Genomic DNA, 17,529 nt, shown 5'->3' with positions numbered 1-17,529 from the left:
GCCTGCCCAGTGCGTAATCCCTCTATTTATATACACATCAAATTATCGAAACATTGGAAACCGGAGACAAACCAAGTTTAAATCGAAAGAGCATTGCCTACACTCTCAGGAAAAACTTGGTCTGCCCCCCGTTTTCCGTCCCCAATCATGACGAAAAAAAACAGCCTTTCTCATCGACCCAAATCACAGCTGGAATTTCATAAAAATAAATCGTGAGAGCTTCATCATCCTCACTCCCTACACCTTCAGGCCATTTGCTTTCCAAATACGAAACGATCTGCCTCGGGCTTAACACCCAATGAGATTCACTGTCATTAATGGAGAGTTTAGGATGTAGATTATCTGGGGAGATATAGCAATCCGCATCTGGCGCGATGAACTTTATTCTCCCCGTTGTTAGTAGGTACTCAACCACAGTAAAGAACGTATCTTTCTGCTGAGAGAATGTTAAATCTGGATTCCGTGCTCCAACAGCACTAAATAGAGCCGAAATCCACAAACCAAATGAATCCTCTACTATCTCTTCAAGAAACTTAATAGTCATTATTTCCCTCCTATTAGAAATTTTATTTCTGGGTTATATGTTGTACCCGTTGCACCTTTAGGAACATCTATAGTCCAGGCTGGACCAGTCTGCCCCGATGAGGACGAAAAATTTCTAAGCGTGAAGTTCCCGTGCGGCGTATTAACAACATATATCTCTCCTTTCCCAGGAATCATGCGAGGAGGAGGCAAAGAAACAGCGTCTGTCAACTCCGAAAAATATTGCTTTATCTCATTTTCAGTCGCGCCAGAAAATATTTTCGCATTCCCCGTATTTGGCAGCTCCGTAAGCGTACGGCTTCCAATTTGAATACTATTCCTTGAACTGGCAGAGCTAAATAGTTCTGTTATTTCAGTACTACGACTGACACCTGAGATCTTTAGACCACCAGTATAAACGGAGCCATATAGTCCCCAAGCATTTAGTAAAGCCCCCAGCCCCCACATGACCCGCTCGGAATCTGACGCACTCTTCCCTGTTAAAGGGTTCGCCCCCCCTGCGGCCATGTAGCTCTGACAACCTATACCAACGATTCCCGCCCCGCCACAACCCGCCATGAAAAGCTCGTTGGATACTCCCTTAAGGCGAGCCGTCTCTTCCGCAATCTTCTGGGTATTTTTGGTTTTCCCTATGACGGACTGCTCATAAGATGCTGGTTGCAGGATCCACTCCTCCCCCTGATCCGTCGTAATCGACTTATCACTGGCAACGCAATATCCATTCGCTGACGTAGCGCAGGAAACGATATCTCCAGGGTTGGTACTGAAAACAAAAGCACGCGTGAAATCACTATCCTCTACGATTCTTTCGTCCTTGAGCACGCTGAAGCCCTTGGCGATAAGATCAGCAATGTCGCCGGACAGCCCCTGACAATAGCTTGATGTAGAGCCGCTGCACGACTCGTCGTACTCTTTCTGCTTCATCCTAAGCGAGACTTTTTCAATCACGCTCAGATGGTTGTTTTCTACCGCATTCTTCGCAGTCCAGGCACCTGACGCCGCTCCTGCGGAACTCCCGGTAACCATAGCCCCAGCCAACCCACCAGCCAGTGTCGACAGTGCCGAAACCGTCTGCTTTTCCGATTCAGTCAGCTGATCGCTGGTCTTACCCGGATAGAGCTGTTTAGCAATCAGCTCACCAATAGTCGCTCCCGCAGCGCCGGCCAAGGCCGATCCGCCCTGCGCCTTCGCAAGCACCGCCCCCAACAAGGCGTGCGCCATCAAGTTGGCCGCGTCATCACCCTCAGTCATTTGCTTCACGGCTTGAGCCAGATAAGGCGCAGATGCGCCGGCCAAGGCACCGAGAATGTTGCCGCTCAGCACTCCTTGCACGATTGCACTTACAGCCTTCGAGGCTTTTTGGAAGCTGCTGCCCATGCCGTAATCTTGCTGAACTTGCTGCGCAATTTGTTCAGGGGTCGGGTCGGCAATGCCCTTGTCGTTAAGCTTCTGCCTTGCAGCGTTGGATGCGTCGCTGTTCAGGTCGTTGGCTTCGTTGATTTTTGCAGCGGCGATGGCGTCACCAATGCCCTGCGCCAATTGCATCGCGCTTTTTACAAGCTCGATGCGTTCGTCCATTGCATGTTGATCTGGCTTGTCGAGCTGTTCATTGGCATTGGCGGTGTCGCGATTCAGGCCAACCAGATCGTTCGCGCCTTCTGGGTTGCGTACGATGATGGTGCCTTCACTGACGGCGCTACGGGTTTTGCTTTTGTCTGAGTCATTAAGTGCAATGCCATACAAACCACCGACAGAACCACTCCCGCCACCTGCACTGCTGAAACTGGCCGAAATGCCTGCGGACTGAGCCTCGATCTCACTGACGTTCTTGATGTCACTGACAATGAGTCGGTCGGTGATCAGCAGGTTGTTGTCCGGCGTCGCGTCACTGGCAATAACCCCACCGGTCAGGGTGGTGTTTTTCCCCACATCAATGGTGTACCCACCCGAGCCGGCAAACAGTCCGGTTTGGTCAGCTACGGCTCTGTACTCGCTGTTCATATTGCCAGCGGCAAGATTTGCCGAGCCGGTCACTGGTACGCCATAGCAAAACGGAGGAATGCAAATGCTCGCGCCGAAACCACCGCTACCTTGTTTGTTCTCCTGAATCTCTACGTCTTGACGGGAAACGATGTTCAGGTTGCCGTCGATCAACGCATTAATGCTGTCAGCATGAACTTGAGCGCCCGCAAGGGTGGTATCGCCTCCGCTACGCAGCAGGAGCGAACCTGTGTTCAGTGTGCTGTTGACCTGCGTGACGGAGCTGCCGGTCCCGGTGCCTTTTGCGCCCGATGCACCGAGATCCAGGGTAAAGCCGTTTTGTTGCCCAATGTTGAAACTGGCACCGATGGCAGTTCTGTTGCTGGAGTTGTTATTGGCCCATTCAGCAGTGTTTTGCGCGCTCTCCAGAATGATGTCGTTCTTCGCGATCAAGGAAGTATCGGCTGCTTTTAAAGTACTCCCGATGACATGTATGTCGCCGGACTCACCCTCCGCGTTCCCCGTAGCGATGATCGAAAGCGTGCCGCCAGCATTGACGGAGCTCTGTCTCGCCGTTTGACTGTTGTACTCACTGGTGCTTTTACTGTGAGTATTGGCAAGCTCGGTACCAATTTTAATCAGCGATCCATTGCTGGACGTACCGCCAGTCTTGTCCTTGAAACCGGTGCTGTTCGCCTCCGCATCACCCGCCATGCCATTGAGGTTGTAAGCAGCCAATGCAGCCTGGGCAAACTTCACCGCTTTAAGACGAGGATCGTCCGCATCATTTGCGGCTTTGACCGACGTACGAATAGTGTTAACGGTGTCTATGATCGCCCCGCCGATAACTCGCCCTACCGCCAGGCTATTAGATTTGTCGGCGGTGCTTTGGCTTGAGCTTTCGATGCCCGCCGCAATAGTGACGTTAGTACCGCGTAAGCTCATGTTTTGGGTACTGATCAAATCGCTCGCGATAACGCTCAGATCCCCCCCGGCCACAAGGCTTACATTGCCGTTGCTGGAGCCAATGGTGCTGCCGGTCAGAGTCGTTTGCGACATCGTGCCATTGTGGCGTTGGCCACTGATGGACAGATGCTGATTGCCGGTGATGTCATCGACGCCAAGGTTGTTGGCCGTGAGTACGCCGGTCAGGTCACGGTTCTTTTCCTTGTGCGATTCGGTGCGGGTGTAGGTGTTTTCAGCGGCGGTGATATCCAAGTCGCGGCCGGCGCGAACCGCCAAATCGTCAGTACTGACCAAGGCAGAGCCGGTAATCGCTACGTCTCGTTTTGCGCTCACTGCAATGGTGTTACCCGATATCAGGCTACCCACAGCGGTGGTTTGAGTTTCCGAGACCTTGTCTTGGACTTTGCTGGATTTCAAACCACCCCAGCTGCTTTTGCTTGAGCTGCTTTCATAGCGCGCGCTGGTTGAATCGGTGACGGCAACGATCTTCACATCATTACCAGCAGCCAGACCGACGCCACCTTTCTCAGAGATCACATTGCTCCCTTCGATCAGCAAATCGTCGCCGGCGGACAGCACGGTTTTACCCTGGGCAGTCACCGAGCTCCCTACGTTGGTCGTGCTGGAAGTTTCCTCAAGCCGACTTTTTTTGCCCGACGAGCTTTTCTTGGTCTTGCTGTAGAAGCTGTAATCCTCGTCCTGTGCTGCGCCTACCAATAGATCACCACCCGCAACCAGATACGCCTCATCTCCGGCACTCACCCGGCTGGCAATCAAGCCCAGATCTTTACCCGCGTTTAGCGAGACGGTACCGCCCGCATTAACAGTGGTAGACACCTGACTAACATGGTCTTCCTGCCTGGTGGCCTTCCTGGTTTTTTCGTACGAGTGCTGTTCATCCGCCGCCGAGGCCAGTGTCAGGTCGCCGACGGCGCTCATTTTGATGTCGCCTTTGGCATCGATCTGACTGGCAATGGCGGTCAGGTCGCGGCCGGCGGTAATGGTCATATCGCGACCTGCAGAGACCTGCGCGCCAAGCTGCGTCACCGACGCATCGTTATGATCCCGACCATCCGTGATGCTGTTGCTCTTTTGCGCCGACACGATGTTCACGTCCCGGCCCGCTTTAATCGTCAGCTCACCCCGACTATTGACCACGCTGCCAATGGTGTTGAAGTCGCGCCCGGCACCGATGGTCAGGCTGTTGGCCGCTTCGATCCGCGCCGCGCTGTCGGCAAAGCCCTGGGACCAGGACCATTGGCCGTTCTGGTCGTCGTAGCTGCTGACGGTGCGTTCATTGATCACGTCGCCCCGGGTGGCGGTGAGCGTGACGTCACGGCCGGCGATGATGCCGCCGGCCTTGTTGACGAGGTTGTTGCTGGCTTTCAGGTCGAGGCGGTTGCCGGCTTCCACCAGGCCGCTGTTGACCAGGTCGTTGGCGGCGGTGGCCGACAGGTTGTTGGAGGCGCGCAAGGTGCCGGCGTTGTTCAGGTCCTTGCCGGCGATCAGGGTGATGTCGTTGCCGGCAATCAACGCGCCGTTGGGTGCTAAACGGTTGTTGGCCTGGGCCAGATAGAGCACCGGCACCAGCACCTTCTCGCCGTTCACTTCGTGCTCTTCCATCCAGACAATATCGTGAGTCAGCGCCGCGACCTGTTCGGAGGTCAGGCTGACGCCGAGCGACAGGTTGAGTGCCTGTTTACTGGCGACGGCGTTGTTCATCAGGTATTTGAACAGGCCCTCGTCGGAGGTCTGGCCACCGATGAAGCGTTGGCCGGTGCGGGCCACTACTGCTTGCTGGATCAGGCGTTGTTCGAAGAGGCCATCGCCCAGTCGTTTGGTACTGTTGTCCGGGTCGTAACCGAGGTTCGACAGCAGGTAGTCCGAGCTCATGAATTGCTTGAGGTCGGTGAGTACCGGGTTGGTTTCGATCAGGTATTTCTGCGGTTTGGACGGCGCGCTGCTGGCCGGCAAGCCCTGGACACGGTTGATCGTGACGGCGCTGGTGGCAGGGACCGTTTGCTGCCGCTGGGTCGGGCTAATGCTGGCACCGCCCAGGGTCCAGCTTTGCGGACCGTTGTTGGCGGCGCCGGAGGTGGTGCCCTGCGTGCTGAGGCGGAACAGGCCGTTTGTACCTTGCGGCAACACGAAGCCCGGCAGTGTCAGGGGATCGACCCGTCGTTGAGCCAGGTCCGGTGGGAGTTGGCTGTTGAGGTGGACGATGAACGGTGTGGTCGCACGTTGGGTACCGGTGGCGTCCACCTTGCTGTCGCTGGTGACAATGGGCGCGTTGACCGTTTGCACGCTGTTGTTGAAAGAAGTCGAAGCCGTGATGGTCGTACTGCCACCGGACTGAATAACGGCGTTGATGCTTTTACCGGTGCTGGCGGTTTGCGTGGCCGAAAAAACCCCATATTTGGTGACCGCTTCAGGCACCGGCAGGTTTTTCGACGGATCGTAATCAGGGTTGAGTTCGGTGCTTAATCCGCTCTCCTGTTGGTAGAAGTAACCGCCATCGGCTCGCCGGTATAACGGCACGTATTTGGCGCTGTACTTGTTGTACTCGTTGACCGCACCGCCCGGATCGATCAACCCCAGGTAGATGCTTCCCGGCTCCTGGTCGGCCGGATTTCTATAGTGACTGCGATAGGTAATGGTCTCCAGGTTCACCCCTTCATTCTTGAAGGTATCGACCGTGATGTTGATGTTGTTGGCAGCCGACACCGAGCTGTATTGATTGAGGAAGCTCGATCCCGTGACATCGAGATTGCCTCCGGAGGTCAGGAAGGCCGACGGCGAGTCTTTATCGACCGTGCGCTCATACACTTCAGTGACGTAGTACCAGACGTTCCACTCGTCCGAGCAATGGCTACAGCTGTGGGTGATAGTGCCATTCACCCGTTGCTCCGCGAAGGTCAGCACGTCCCTGCGGTTGCTGATTGAAGTCGCCAGCAAGCGCATGTCACCGGCGCTTTCCAGGCTGCCGGAGATGTTTTCGATAGCGTCGGCCCGTTCGCCCGCCGCGTTTCGGGAGACGGTCAAATCACCCAGGCTGTAAATGTCGCCATAGTTGTTCGTCAGCGTATTACTGCGCAGCTGCATGTTCGCGCCGCTGAAAATCAGGCCCCGCTGATTAAGCAATTGCGAGGCGTTAACCGTAAGGTCTTGTGCACTTCCCACGGTGCCGTAGTTGCTGAGGGATGCCGTATTGAGCAGCAGATCGTCATTTGACGTGATCCGCCCATAGTTGATGATCGGGCCCGAGGCACTGATATCTGTCCGCCCGCCGCCGGCAATTCGTCCCGCTTCGGCCAGATTCAGACTGGCCGCGCTGAGCGAAAGACTCCCCAGGCTGGTGACTCGACCTGCACCGGTATAGGCACCACTGAGGTTGAGCTGCAGGCTGCCGTCACTGGCAATCAACCCCTCGTTGAACCAGTTGACACCGGTACCGACGAGGCTCTCCGAGGCCAGCAACTGACCGCTCGCCGTCTGGGTGAAACTGTTGACGTTGACCTTCAGACGCCCGGCCTGGATGACGTTGCTGTTGGTCCAGCTGTCGGCGTTGAGGGTCAGGCCGCCGCGCGTGACGATGGTGCCACCGGCGCCGGTGACGTTGGCGGTGGAAATGTCGAAGGTGCCGTTGCCCACGTGCAACAAACTGCCGCCGCCGTTGAGGAAGCTGCCCACCTCCATGGTCAGGTCGGTGTTGGCGCTTTCCAGGGTGCCGTTGCGGTTGTCGAACAGGCCACCGATCTGGAAGCTGGTTTTGCCATTGGTACCGAGGGCGCGCAGTTGGCCGGTCTGGTTGTCGAGGCTGGCGGCCTTGATCGCCAGGGTAGTGTCGCTCTCGATGATGCCCAGTCGATTGTTCAGGGCGCCGCTGAGGTTGAGGTCGATCTGTTGACCGGCGATCTGGCCATCATTGTCGCCGCTGTTGTCAAAATTGTTGCCGGTGACGTTGACCTTGCCTTTGGCATAGAGGCCGCCGTTGCGGTTGTCGAAGTTGCCCGTGACGATGATCGCGTCGCCGCTTTGCGCAGCGATACGCCCGCCGTAGTTGTCGATGCCGGCCAGCGCGGTCAGGTTCAGACGCTGGGCCTGGGTGACGCCGCTGCGACGGTTGTTGTTCAGGTCATAGCCATTTTTCAGTACGCCGCTCAGATTGGCCGTGAACGCGGCTTGCAGGCTGGCGAGCACACCGCCGCGGTTGTCGAGGTTGGTGGCCTTGATGGTCAGGTCACCGTCCGTGGCGACGATGCGGCCGCTCTGGTTGTCGATATCGCCACTGACCGTGAGGTTCAAAGCCCCTTGGCTTTGCAGGGTGCCCTTGGCGTTGGCGAGGCTGGCGGCCTGGATTTGCAGGTCGCCATTCTGGCTGTAGATCTGGCCGGCGGCGCTGTTTTGCAGCGTACCGCCCGTGGTGATGGTCAGCAGATCGTTGGCCGCGATGGTGCCGAGATTGCGGTTGTCCAGGCCACCGGTGAGCAGGGTCATCAAGCCTTGGCTGGTGAGCTGGCCACCCTGGTTATTGATTTGCGTGGCGCGCTGCACCAGTAGCGGGCCGGCGCTAGCCAGTTTGCCTTTGGTGTTGGTCAGGATGCCGAGCAGGTCCAGGGTCACGGCAGCGTTGCCGATCAGATTGCCGCCGGTGTTATCCAGTGTGGTGCCGGTGAAACTGAGGTCCTGTTTTGCGTTGACCGTGCCGCCGGTATTGCCCAGCGTCATGGCCTGCATGGTCAGGGTTGCGCCGCTGTCGATCAAACCGCCTTGGGCGTTGTTCAGCAGACCGCTGAGGGTCAATGTCTGGGCGCCGGCACTGGAAAGGATGCCGCCGTTGCTGTTGTCCAGGCTGGCCGCGTTGACGCTCAGGGTTTTCTGGCTGACCAGCGCACCTTCGCCGCTGTTGAGAATCGCACCGCTGACGCTGACAGCCACATCGGCGTCGTGACTCGACAGCGTGCCTTTGTTGCGGTTGTCCAGGCTGTTGCTGGTGAGGCTCAGGCCTTGCCAGCCGGAGATCAGGCCGCCCTGGTTGAGTACCGTGTCAGCGTTGACCGTCAGCAGGTTGCTGCTGATCAGTTTGCCGCCGCTGTTATCCAGGGCGTGAGCCGTGAGGTCGAGGCTTTGGCTGCTGGAGATTTCACCGTTCTGGTTATTCAGGTCGCGCAGGTGCTGGAGGCTCAGCAAGCCTGCGGTAGTGATCAGACCGCCGCTGTTGTTCAGGTCCCCGGTGGCTGCCCCGAAATTGATGGCAATGGCGCTGCCCAGCAAAGAACCGTTCTGGTTATTCAGGCCGCTACTGTTGATTATCAGGTCGGTGGTGGCGTTGATCAGGCCTTTGATGTTGGTCAGCGCCTGATCGATGCGCAGGGTCAGGTTCTGATTGCTCAGCAGTTTGCCGTTGCTGTTGTCCAGGTTCTGCGCGGCCAGTGTGAAGGCCTCGGCGCTGGAAATTTCGCCGCCGTTGTTGACGTCCTTGAGGTTTTTCAACATCAGCAACGGTGCGTTGATCAGCCCGTTCTGGTTGTTCAGTTGGCCCTGATTCAAGTCCAGGCTCAGGGACGTTTTGCTGAACAGCTGACCGCCCTGCTGATCGAAACCGGTGACGCTGGCGGTCAGGGCCTTGTCGCTGGCGATTCGGCTGGCAACACCGTTGCTGACTTGGGTCGCGGTCAAATCGAGCGTATCGCCGCCGATCAATTGCCCGCCCTGAGTGTTGTCGAACGTACCGGTGGTGACGGTGGTCGCGTTCTTGCCACTGATCAGGCCGTCGTGGCTGTTGTTCAGGCTTTGGCTTTTGAGGGTCAGGCGGCTGTCGGTGGTGATCGAACCGTCCTGATTGTTGAGCACTCCCGTCGTGGTCAGCGCCAGCGCGCCGGCGCTCGACAAGCTGCCGCGAGTGCTGTCGAGGCTGGCCGCGTTGACCGTCAGAGTGCCTTCGCTGCTGATCAGGCCTTCGACGTTACTCAATGCATTGTCGAGGCGAATATCCAGCCCGCGCTGAGCGACAAGGCTGCCATCGTTGTTGTCCAGACTCTGGCCCACAACTGTGGTGATGCCCGTGCTGGACACCTCGCCATTGCGGTTGTTCAGGTGGCCAAGGGTGGCGTTGAGATTACCGGTGCTGTTAATCAGTCCTTGGCCGTTGAGCACCTGACTGGCCGTAAGGTTGAGATTGCCCTTGCTCAACACCCGGCCGTTATTTTGATTGTCCAGCGTTCCAACCGTGATGTTGGCGGTTTGCGCGGCGCTCAATGTACCGCCCTGATTGCTCAGAGTCTGGCTGGTGTTGACCGTCAGGGTACGGCTGGCCACCACCGTCTTGCCGGTGTTGTTGAGGTTCTGCGCGCTCAGGCTCACATCGCCGTTGGCGTTGCGGCTGGTGTCGGCGTTGACTCCGGCTTCGATGATGCCGTTGTTGGTCAGTACACCGCCGGCACTCAACGTGATGTTGTCCCGGGCGGCGAGGGTTTGTTGGTTGGTCAAGTTGCCTTGGGTTTGCACGTTGACGGCGGTGCCGGCGTAGACCGGGCCGCGTGCATCGAGGCTGGCGGCTTTGACGTTGACTGCGCCCGCGGCCGACGTTTGAGCGAGGCTGAGATGTCCATTGGCATCAAGCTGAATATCCCCGCCACTGGCGGCCAGGTTGCCATCGAGTTTCACCCCGACCCCGGCCTCGGTGCCCACCAGTTTGATCGCCCCGGCGTACATCCCGCCAAGGGCCGAGGAGTCGATGGCCAGTTGTGGTTTGGCGCTGCCGTCATCGGCGCGGGCGGTGGCGTTGAGGCTGTCGGCGTTGACGTCGTTGCGGCCGGCGACGATGGTCAGGTTTTTTGCCTGAATCTCGGCGTTGATCTTCGCGCTACGGGTGATGATTTCGAAGCGGTCGACGTTGTTGGCGTTCAGCCCGGCGCCGTCGATGGCAACGCTGCCCTGATCGACCTGGAAGCGATCGAGGCGACCGTTGTCCAGCACCGGTTTGCCGGTGGTCAAGGTCACGCGCGGGGTATTGATGAAGCCGCAGCCGTTGCAGCTGATGCCGTAGGGGTTGGCGACAATGACCCGTGCCGACTGCCCCGCCACTTCGGTGTACCCGCGCAACTGGCTCGGGCTGCCGCCGACCACTTCGTTGAGGATGGTTTGCGCCGCGACCCGGTTGGTCAGGTTGGGGTTGCCAACGATGATGCCGCCCAGTTGCGTCGCGCCGGTCTGGTTGGCGACGTTGTTGAGGATCACGCCTTGGGTGCCGACGTTGTAATCGTGAAACTGGTTATGCGACAGGCCGCTGCCGTTGGGCGTGGCGATTTGAACAATCGGCACACCGTTGCCCGCCTGCCCGAGGCTGGTGCCCGGCGAAGCCACCACAATCCCGTCGGCCTGGGCCCACATCGGTTGCCAGAACATGACGTTGGCCAACAGGAACGCCAACCCGCGCTTGGGCATGCCCCAGAAGTGTTCTCGGTTTTTGACGGCAGCAGAAGGCTGGCGCGCGAGGAAGGCGTAATGGCGAACGTCCATGATTTGAATCTCGTTAAAGCAGAATTTAGAGGAAGAAATCCACGCGGAAATAGATCGGCGCTTCACGCTCGGTCAGCACGTCAGGGCGTTCCAGGGAATGGGCAAAGGTCACGCTGGCGGCCAGGTGCTGACCTCGGGCAAACAGCTCCACGGAGTTGCTCGACATGCGCCCGTGCTGATCGCCGTTGTAGCGATCGCCACGGATCACGCCCTGGTCGTAACCGAGGCTGGTACCGTATTCGGCGAACACCGGGTGCAGCCATTCCAGGGTCACCGGGCGGCTCCAGCGCAGGTCGTTGCGCCAGTAGCCGCCGCTGTCGCCGGACAAGGATTGATCCTTGTAGCCACGGATCGACGACTGCCCGCCAAGGCTGGTGCGCTGCGGGCTGAACAGCACGTCTTCGCTGCGCTGGCCGGTCATCAGGCTGCTGAAACTGAAGGACTCGCCCCACAGCTTGAACGGCTGCAAGTAGCTCGCGGTGGCGGTGTATTTGCGGTAACGCGCATCCGGCTCGCCGGGGCCCGGGTGACCGTTGCCCTGAGCGTCGAACGCGCCGGTGCCTTCCTGCATCCCCAGGTCGAGGTTGACGAAGGCACTGCCGACCCGCCGACCGTGGTTGATGCCGAACTGCGCTTCGCTGATGCGGTTGCTGCTCAGCTTGAGTTTGCTGTCTTCGATGAAGTTGTTGGTGCGCAGGTACGAGAGGCCGGTGCTGAGGGAGGTCTTGCTCAGGGCGTCGCGATGAATCACCCGCTCGGCGCGTAGTTGATGGTTTTCGCTGTCGCCGGTCTGCTTGAAATTGAAACCGTTGGCCTGCGCTTGCGAGCGGTACTCGCTCTGGCTGTAGGTGTAACTGAAATTCCACCAGCCCCACGGCACGCTGTAATTGAGCATCGCGTTGTTGGAGGTGTGCTGGTGATCGGTCATCGCATCGTGACCGCCGCGCAGCATCAACTGATCGGCCAGACCCAGCGGGCTGTCCCAATCAAACGTCGTGCCCCACTGCTGCTCGCCGGTGCTGCGCTGGCCGTCATTACTGCGCGACAAACCGGCACGCCAAGGCTTCTGCGGCGTGTTCTTCACCAACACTTCACTGCCGCCAACGTTCTTGCCCGGCGACAATTCCATCTGCGCCTGATTCGACGGCAAGCGGTTCAACTGATCCACCATCTGCTCGATTTCCCGCAGATTGACCAGCTCACCGCTCCTGCCGGGGAAAGCCATTCCCAGTTCACGGTCCGACAGCTTGCTGCCCTCCGCGCCCTTTAATCCTTCGAGCCTGCCCTCGACCACCAGCACCTTCAAATACCCACCGGACAAATCCTGCTGCGGCAAATAGGCTCGGCTGGTGACCAGGCCTTTCTCGATGTAGTGATCGGTGATGACTTTAAGCAACTCGTTGAGCTGCGTGACACCCAGGCACTGACCGATATAAGGCTTGAGCAGGCGATTTTTTTCGCCGTCCGAAAGACTGTCGGCGCCTTTGAGCTCGATGTCCTTGATCGGGAAACAACGGGCGTCGGCCGGGGCCGTCGGTGGTGTCGGTTTGGCTTCCTTGCCGGGTAATTCCTTGAGCTCTTCGAGACGCCGACGCTGCTCTTCGAGCAAGCGATCCTGACGTTCGCGGATCAGATCGGTTTCACCGGGGGTGGGGGCGGCGTGAGCAAGATTTAGCGGAGAAAGGCACAGCAAAGCCAGGCACAACCTCGCCACGAGGGCGGGTGGGTACATGTTCGTTCCCTCGAATGGAGAGTGATGGCGCAATAGTGGCGCGATATTAGAGAGCCATCATTCTGGCGTCAAATAATGGATCCACTCGAGTAGGTTAGGCGACGAACGGGCACAGCTAAATCAGCTGCTTCCGGTAGGAATGCAGGACATTTCTTGATGCAGCCGTCGAAAAACGTCCGCAATTGACGAGGTATTTCCGAAGAGCGACGCGTCCTACAGGCAGATGAACTTTCAGCTATCAGTGACCTCAACCGTTTAACCGCCCAACACGGAATCCAAGGCCCTGATATGAAACCTTTAATGACGCTCACCCTTGCCGCCACCCTAGCCTGCGCCCTCCCCGTTTGGGCCTGCCCGCCCGACGAAGCCACCGCCAAGCGCGAACAATTGGCCAAGGAAGTCGCCAAGATCACTGAGCAGAACCCGGCCAAGGCCAAGGAGATCAATGATGAGTTGCAGAAGATGGACCTGGAGACGGCCAGCAAGGATCTGCCGGATAAGTGCCAGTTGATCGATCAGCGTCTCAAAGAGTTGCAGTCGGCGGAGAAGAAAGCCGAGAGCTGAACGGCGAGATCAAAAGATCGCAGCCTTCGGCAGCTCCTACACGGGTTTGAGCGTGCAGCTGTAAGAGCTGATGCGATTTTTTGACGTAAAAAAACCCGGACACTGTCCGGGTTTTTTATGGGAACGCTACAGCGCTTTACTCAGCAGCCGGCGCTTCCGGCTTGCGGCGTTTCAAAGGCGCCATGCCGTCCTTGCTGACCAGCGACAGGGCGTCGGTCTTCGGGCGGTTGGCGATCTTGCGCTTGGTCGGGGCCTTGGCGCCGGTTTTCTTCTTGTCGCCTTTGGCGTCGACCTTTTTCTTCTTCACGCCTACGGCTTTGCCCGAGGCCTTGACCTTTTTCGGTCCGCCGTAGGTGCCTTTGACTTCCTTGATGGTGCGGCGCTCGAAGCTCTGCTTGAGGTAGCGCTCGACGCTCGACATCAGGTTCCAGTCGCCATGGCAGATCAGCGAGATGGCCAGGCCATCGTTGCCGGCGCGACCGGTGCGACCGATGCGGTGAACGTATTCGTCGCCGCTGCGCGGCATGTCGAAGTTGATCACCAGGTCCAGGCCTTCCACGTCGAGGCCACGGGCGGCTACGTCGGTGGCCACGAGGATCTTCACGCCGCCCTGCTTCAGACGGTCGATGGCCAGTTTTCGGTCTTTCTGGTCCTTGTCACCGTGCAGCACGAACGCTTTGTATTCTTGCGCCACCAGACGGCCGTAAATACGGTCGGCCATGGCCCGGGTGTTGGTGAACACGATGGCCTTCTGATAGGTCTCGTTGGCCAGCAGCCAGTTCACGATCTGTTCTTTGTGCTGATTGTGGTCGGCGGTGATGATCTGTTGACGAGTGGTGGCGTTCAGATCGCTGACGTTGTTCAGCTGCAAGTGTTCAGGGTTGTTCAGCACCTTGGCGACCATCTCGCGCAGGCCCGAACCGCCGGTGGTGGCGGAGAACAGCATGGTCTGTTGACGGTTGGTGCACTCTTCCACCAGACGCTGCACGTCTTCGGCAAAGCCCATGTCGAGCATGCGGTCGGCTTCGTCGAGCACCAGCACTTCGACTTCCTTGAGGTCGAGGTTACCGGCGTTCAGTTGCTCGATCATCCGGCCCGGCGTACCGATCAGGATGTCCGGCACCTTGCGCAGCATGGCGGCCTGGACCTTGAAGTCTTCACCGCCGGTGATCAGGCCGGACTTGATGAAGGTGAACTGAGCGAAGCGCTCGACTTCCTTGATGGTCTGCTGGGCCAGCTCGCGGGTCGGCAGCAGGATCAGGGTCTTGATGCTGACGCGGACTTTGGCCGGGCCGATCAAGCGGTTGAGGATCGGCAAAACGAATGCAGCGGTTTTGCCGCTACCGGTTTGCGCCGTCACCCGCAGGTCACGCCCTTGGAGCGCCAGCGGAATAGCCGCTGCTTGCACAGGCGTTGGCTCGACAAATTTAAGCTCGGCCACGGCTTTGAGCAGGCGTTCGTGCAGGGCGAATTGGGAAAACACGGGTGCTACCTCGAAGAAATACAAAAAAACAGCTGCATAGGGTAACGGTTTCGAGCGCGAAGGCCGAGTTTCTTTATACAAACGGCTGCAAACAGTGGTTTTTTTGTTGCCTGTTTTGTCTCAAAACGTCATCCGGAACGTCTTAAATGCTCTAATCGCCCCGTCGCGTCCTACAGAAGAACCGTTTTCACCCATGGATATCAAACAGCTCTGGCTCAACGCCCAAGACCTCTGGGGTGCTCTCGATCAGCACCCGCTCCTGCATTCCACGCTCGCGCTGATGTTGCTGCTGGTGGTGGCGCTGGTGCTCGGACGAGTGGCGCGTTACCTCATTCTTCATGCGACCAAAATCCTCGGTCGCCAGCCGTCGTTGCACTGGATCACCGATTTTCGCCACAACAAAGTGTTTCATCGCCTGGCGCAGATGACGCCCTCGCTGGTGATCCAGTTCGGTCTGCACCTGGTGCCGGAGCTGAGCAAAACCGCCCTTAACTTCCTCGGCAATGTGGCGCTGTCGTTCACCATTCTGTTCCTGGTGCTGGCCGTCAGCGCATTGCTCAATGCCCTGCTGGACATCTATGCCCGCACCGAACACGCCCGCACCCGCTCGATCAAGGGCTACGTACAACTGGCGAAAATGGTGTTGTTCGTGTTTGGCGCGATCATCATCGTCGCGACGCTGATCGACCGTTCGCCGCTGTTGCTGCTGTCGGGTCTGGGCGCCATGTCGGCGGTGATTCTGTTGGTCTACAAAGACACCCTGCTGTCGTTCGTCGCCAGCGTGCAACTGACCAGCAACGACATGCTGCGGGTCGGCGACTGGATCGAGATGCCACAAGTCGGTGCCGACGGTGACGTGGTGGACATCACCTTGCACACGGTCAAGGTGCAGAATTTCGACAAGACGATTGTGTCGATCCCGACCTGGCGCCTGATGTCCGAGTCGTTCAAGAACTGGCGCGGCATGCAGCAGTCCGGTGGCCGCCGGATCAAGCGCAGCTTGTTCATCGACGCCAGCGGCGTGCGGTTCATTCGCGATGACGAAGAGCTGAAGCTGTCTCAGGTGCATCTGCTGACCGACTACATCAACCGCAAACAGGCCGAACTCAAGGCCTGGAACGCAGCTCAAGGCAACGTCGCAGCGATGTCGGCCAACCGTCGACGGATGACCAACATCGGCACCTTTCGCGCCTATGCGCTGGCCTATCTGAAGAGTCACACGGAAATCCAGCCGAACATGACCTGCATGGTTCGCCAGATGCAGACCACCGCTCAGGGTATCCCGCTGGAAATCTACTGCTTCACCCGCACCACCGTGTGGGCCGATTACGAGCGGATTCAGGGGGATATTTTCGATTACCTGCTGGCGGTATTGCCGGAGTTTGGCTTGAGCCTTTATCAGCAGCCGAGCGGCGGGGATTTGCGGTCGGGGTTGCTTCCGGCGGTGCTCGGCGCGAGCCACATTCCCGAGCCCGAAAAACACCTGATGTAGCACCACAAAACCCTGTGGGAGCGGGCTTGCGATGAGGGAGTATCAGTCAACGAATTTGGTACCTGACACTCCGCTATCGCGGGCAAGCCCGCTCCCACAGGTTCAGCGTGCTGTTACTGATTGGCGTACACCCAACCGACTAATCCACACCGCCATCAAAATCACCGACCCACCAAACAACAACCGCCCCAGCTCTTCATGCTGATTCCAGATCAGCAAGTTGATCAGCAACCCCACCGGCACATGCAAATTGTTCATCACCGCCAGCGTCCCGCCGTTCACCAGGCACGCGCCCTTGTTCCACCAGTACAAACCCAGCGCGGTCGAGACCAGGCCGAGGAACAGCAGCACGCCCCATTGCAGCGGCGCTTCGGGCAGGAAGTTCTGTTTGCCGAACAGCAGAAACGCCGGCAACGCCACCGCCAACGCGCCCAGATAGAAGTAACCGAACCGTCGATAATGCGGCAGATCGCTCGGATGGCGGGCCACTAGGTGTTTGTAGAGCACCTGCCCGGCGGCGTAGGTGAAGTTGGCGAGTTGCAGCAGCAGGAAACCCATGAAGAAATCCGGGTTGATCCGGTCAAAGCGAATCACTGCCGCCCCGAGTACCGCCACCAATGCCGCGATCAAGGCCCACGGATTGAAGCGCCGGTTCAGCGCATCTTCGATCAGGGTCACGTGCAAAGGTGTGAGGATGGTGAACAGCAACACCTCCGGCACCGTCAGCACCCGGAAGCTCAAATACAAACAAACGTAAGTCACGCCGAACTGCAACGCGCCGATCAGCAACATGCCGCGCATGAAGGCCGGTTCCACCGAGCGCCAGCGCGTCAGCGGAATGAACACCAGCCCCGCCAGCAACACCCGCACCAGCACCGCGAAGTAACTGTCGACGTGCCCGGCCAGGTATTCGCCGATCAAGCTGAAGGAAAACGCCTGGATCAGCGTGACAAAAAGTAGATAGCCCATGGTCGCCTCATTTCGAATGGCGGCGACGATAGCGTTTTTTGCCCTTCATCGCGAACAGTCAGGCAATACACAAAACCCTGTGGGAGCGGGCTTGCCCGCGATGGCGGTGTATCAGTCGACTTCAATGCTGCCTGACACACCGTCATCGCGGGCAAGCCCACACAGGTTTATGTTGCGCTCACTAAATCGCAGGCAAAAAAAAGCCCGATCTCGCTAATGCGTTCAATCGGGCTAGAGCACTCAGGAGCAACAAGTGCAAAGGGAGGTTCGATGCGCGTG

At 58.2% G+C, this 17,529-nt stretch carries 7 protein-coding genes; 2 read left to right on the top strand and 5 right to left on the bottom strand.

Annotated elements, in window-relative coordinates; translation table 11 throughout:
• Positions 1 to 145: 145 nt before the first annotated feature.
• The 3 genes from AB7M26_RS12435 to AB7M26_RS12425 are packed head-to-tail and all read right to left on the bottom strand — an operon-like array spanning position 146 to position 12,742.
• Positions 146 to 544 carry a hypothetical protein gene (locus AB7M26_RS12435; protein WP_429378375.1) on the bottom strand — a complete coding sequence of 133 codons (399 nt, stop codon included), beginning with the start codon at positions 542 to 544 and terminating at the stop codon, positions 146 to 148.
• Entirely contained in the window at positions 544 to 11,010 is a 10,467-nt protein-coding gene (locus AB7M26_RS12430; RefSeq protein WP_429378373.1) for a two-partner secretion domain-containing protein, read from the bottom strand. The genes AB7M26_RS12435 and AB7M26_RS12430 overlap by 1 nt, the downstream gene beginning before the upstream one ends.
• A gap of 25 nt (positions 11,011 to 11,035) precedes the next feature.
• Entirely contained in the window at positions 11,036 to 12,742 is a 1,707-nt protein-coding gene (locus AB7M26_RS12425) for a ShlB/FhaC/HecB family hemolysin secretion/activation protein (protein ID WP_429378371.1), read from the bottom strand.
• Positions 12,743 to 13,030: 288 nt separating this feature from the next.
• On the opposite strand from AB7M26_RS12425, the gene AB7M26_RS12420 reads away from it, so the two are divergent.
• Positions 13,031 to 13,306, top strand: coding sequence for a hypothetical protein (locus tag AB7M26_RS12420; RefSeq protein ID WP_429384503.1), 276 nt, complete (start codon positions 13,031 to 13,033; stop codon positions 13,304 to 13,306).
• A 136-nt stretch (positions 13,307 to 13,442) separates the two neighbouring features.
• On the opposite strand, the gene AB7M26_RS12415 is transcribed toward AB7M26_RS12420, so the two are convergent.
• On the bottom strand, positions 13,443 to 14,789 hold the full coding sequence (locus AB7M26_RS12415) for a DEAD/DEAH box helicase (protein ID WP_008153197.1): 1,347 nt from the start codon (positions 14,787 to 14,789) through the stop codon (positions 13,443 to 13,445).
• 193 nt (positions 14,790 to 14,982) lie between these two features.
• Between AB7M26_RS12415 and AB7M26_RS12410 the strand changes: the two genes are divergently transcribed.
• The gene (locus AB7M26_RS12410; protein ID WP_123501435.1) at positions 14,983 to 16,281 is read left to right on the top strand and encodes a mechanosensitive ion channel family protein; all 1,299 of its coding nucleotides are present in this window, start codon (positions 14,983 to 14,985) and stop codon (positions 16,279 to 16,281) included.
• Positions 16,282 to 16,383: 102 nt separating this feature from the next.
• Here AB7M26_RS12410 and AB7M26_RS12405 read toward each other — a convergent pair whose 3' ends face one another.
• A complete protein-coding gene (locus tag AB7M26_RS12405) occupies positions 16,384 to 17,250 on the bottom strand; it encodes a carboxylate/amino acid/amine transporter (protein ID WP_123501436.1) in 867 nt (288 codons plus the stop codon).
• Positions 17,251 to 17,529 lie beyond the last annotated feature (279 nt).

The organism is Pseudomonas sp. F-14 TE3482 (assembly GCF_053629455.1).
Note: the sequence above shows the minus strand (reverse complement) of the source record. Positions and strands in the feature narration are given on the sequence as shown.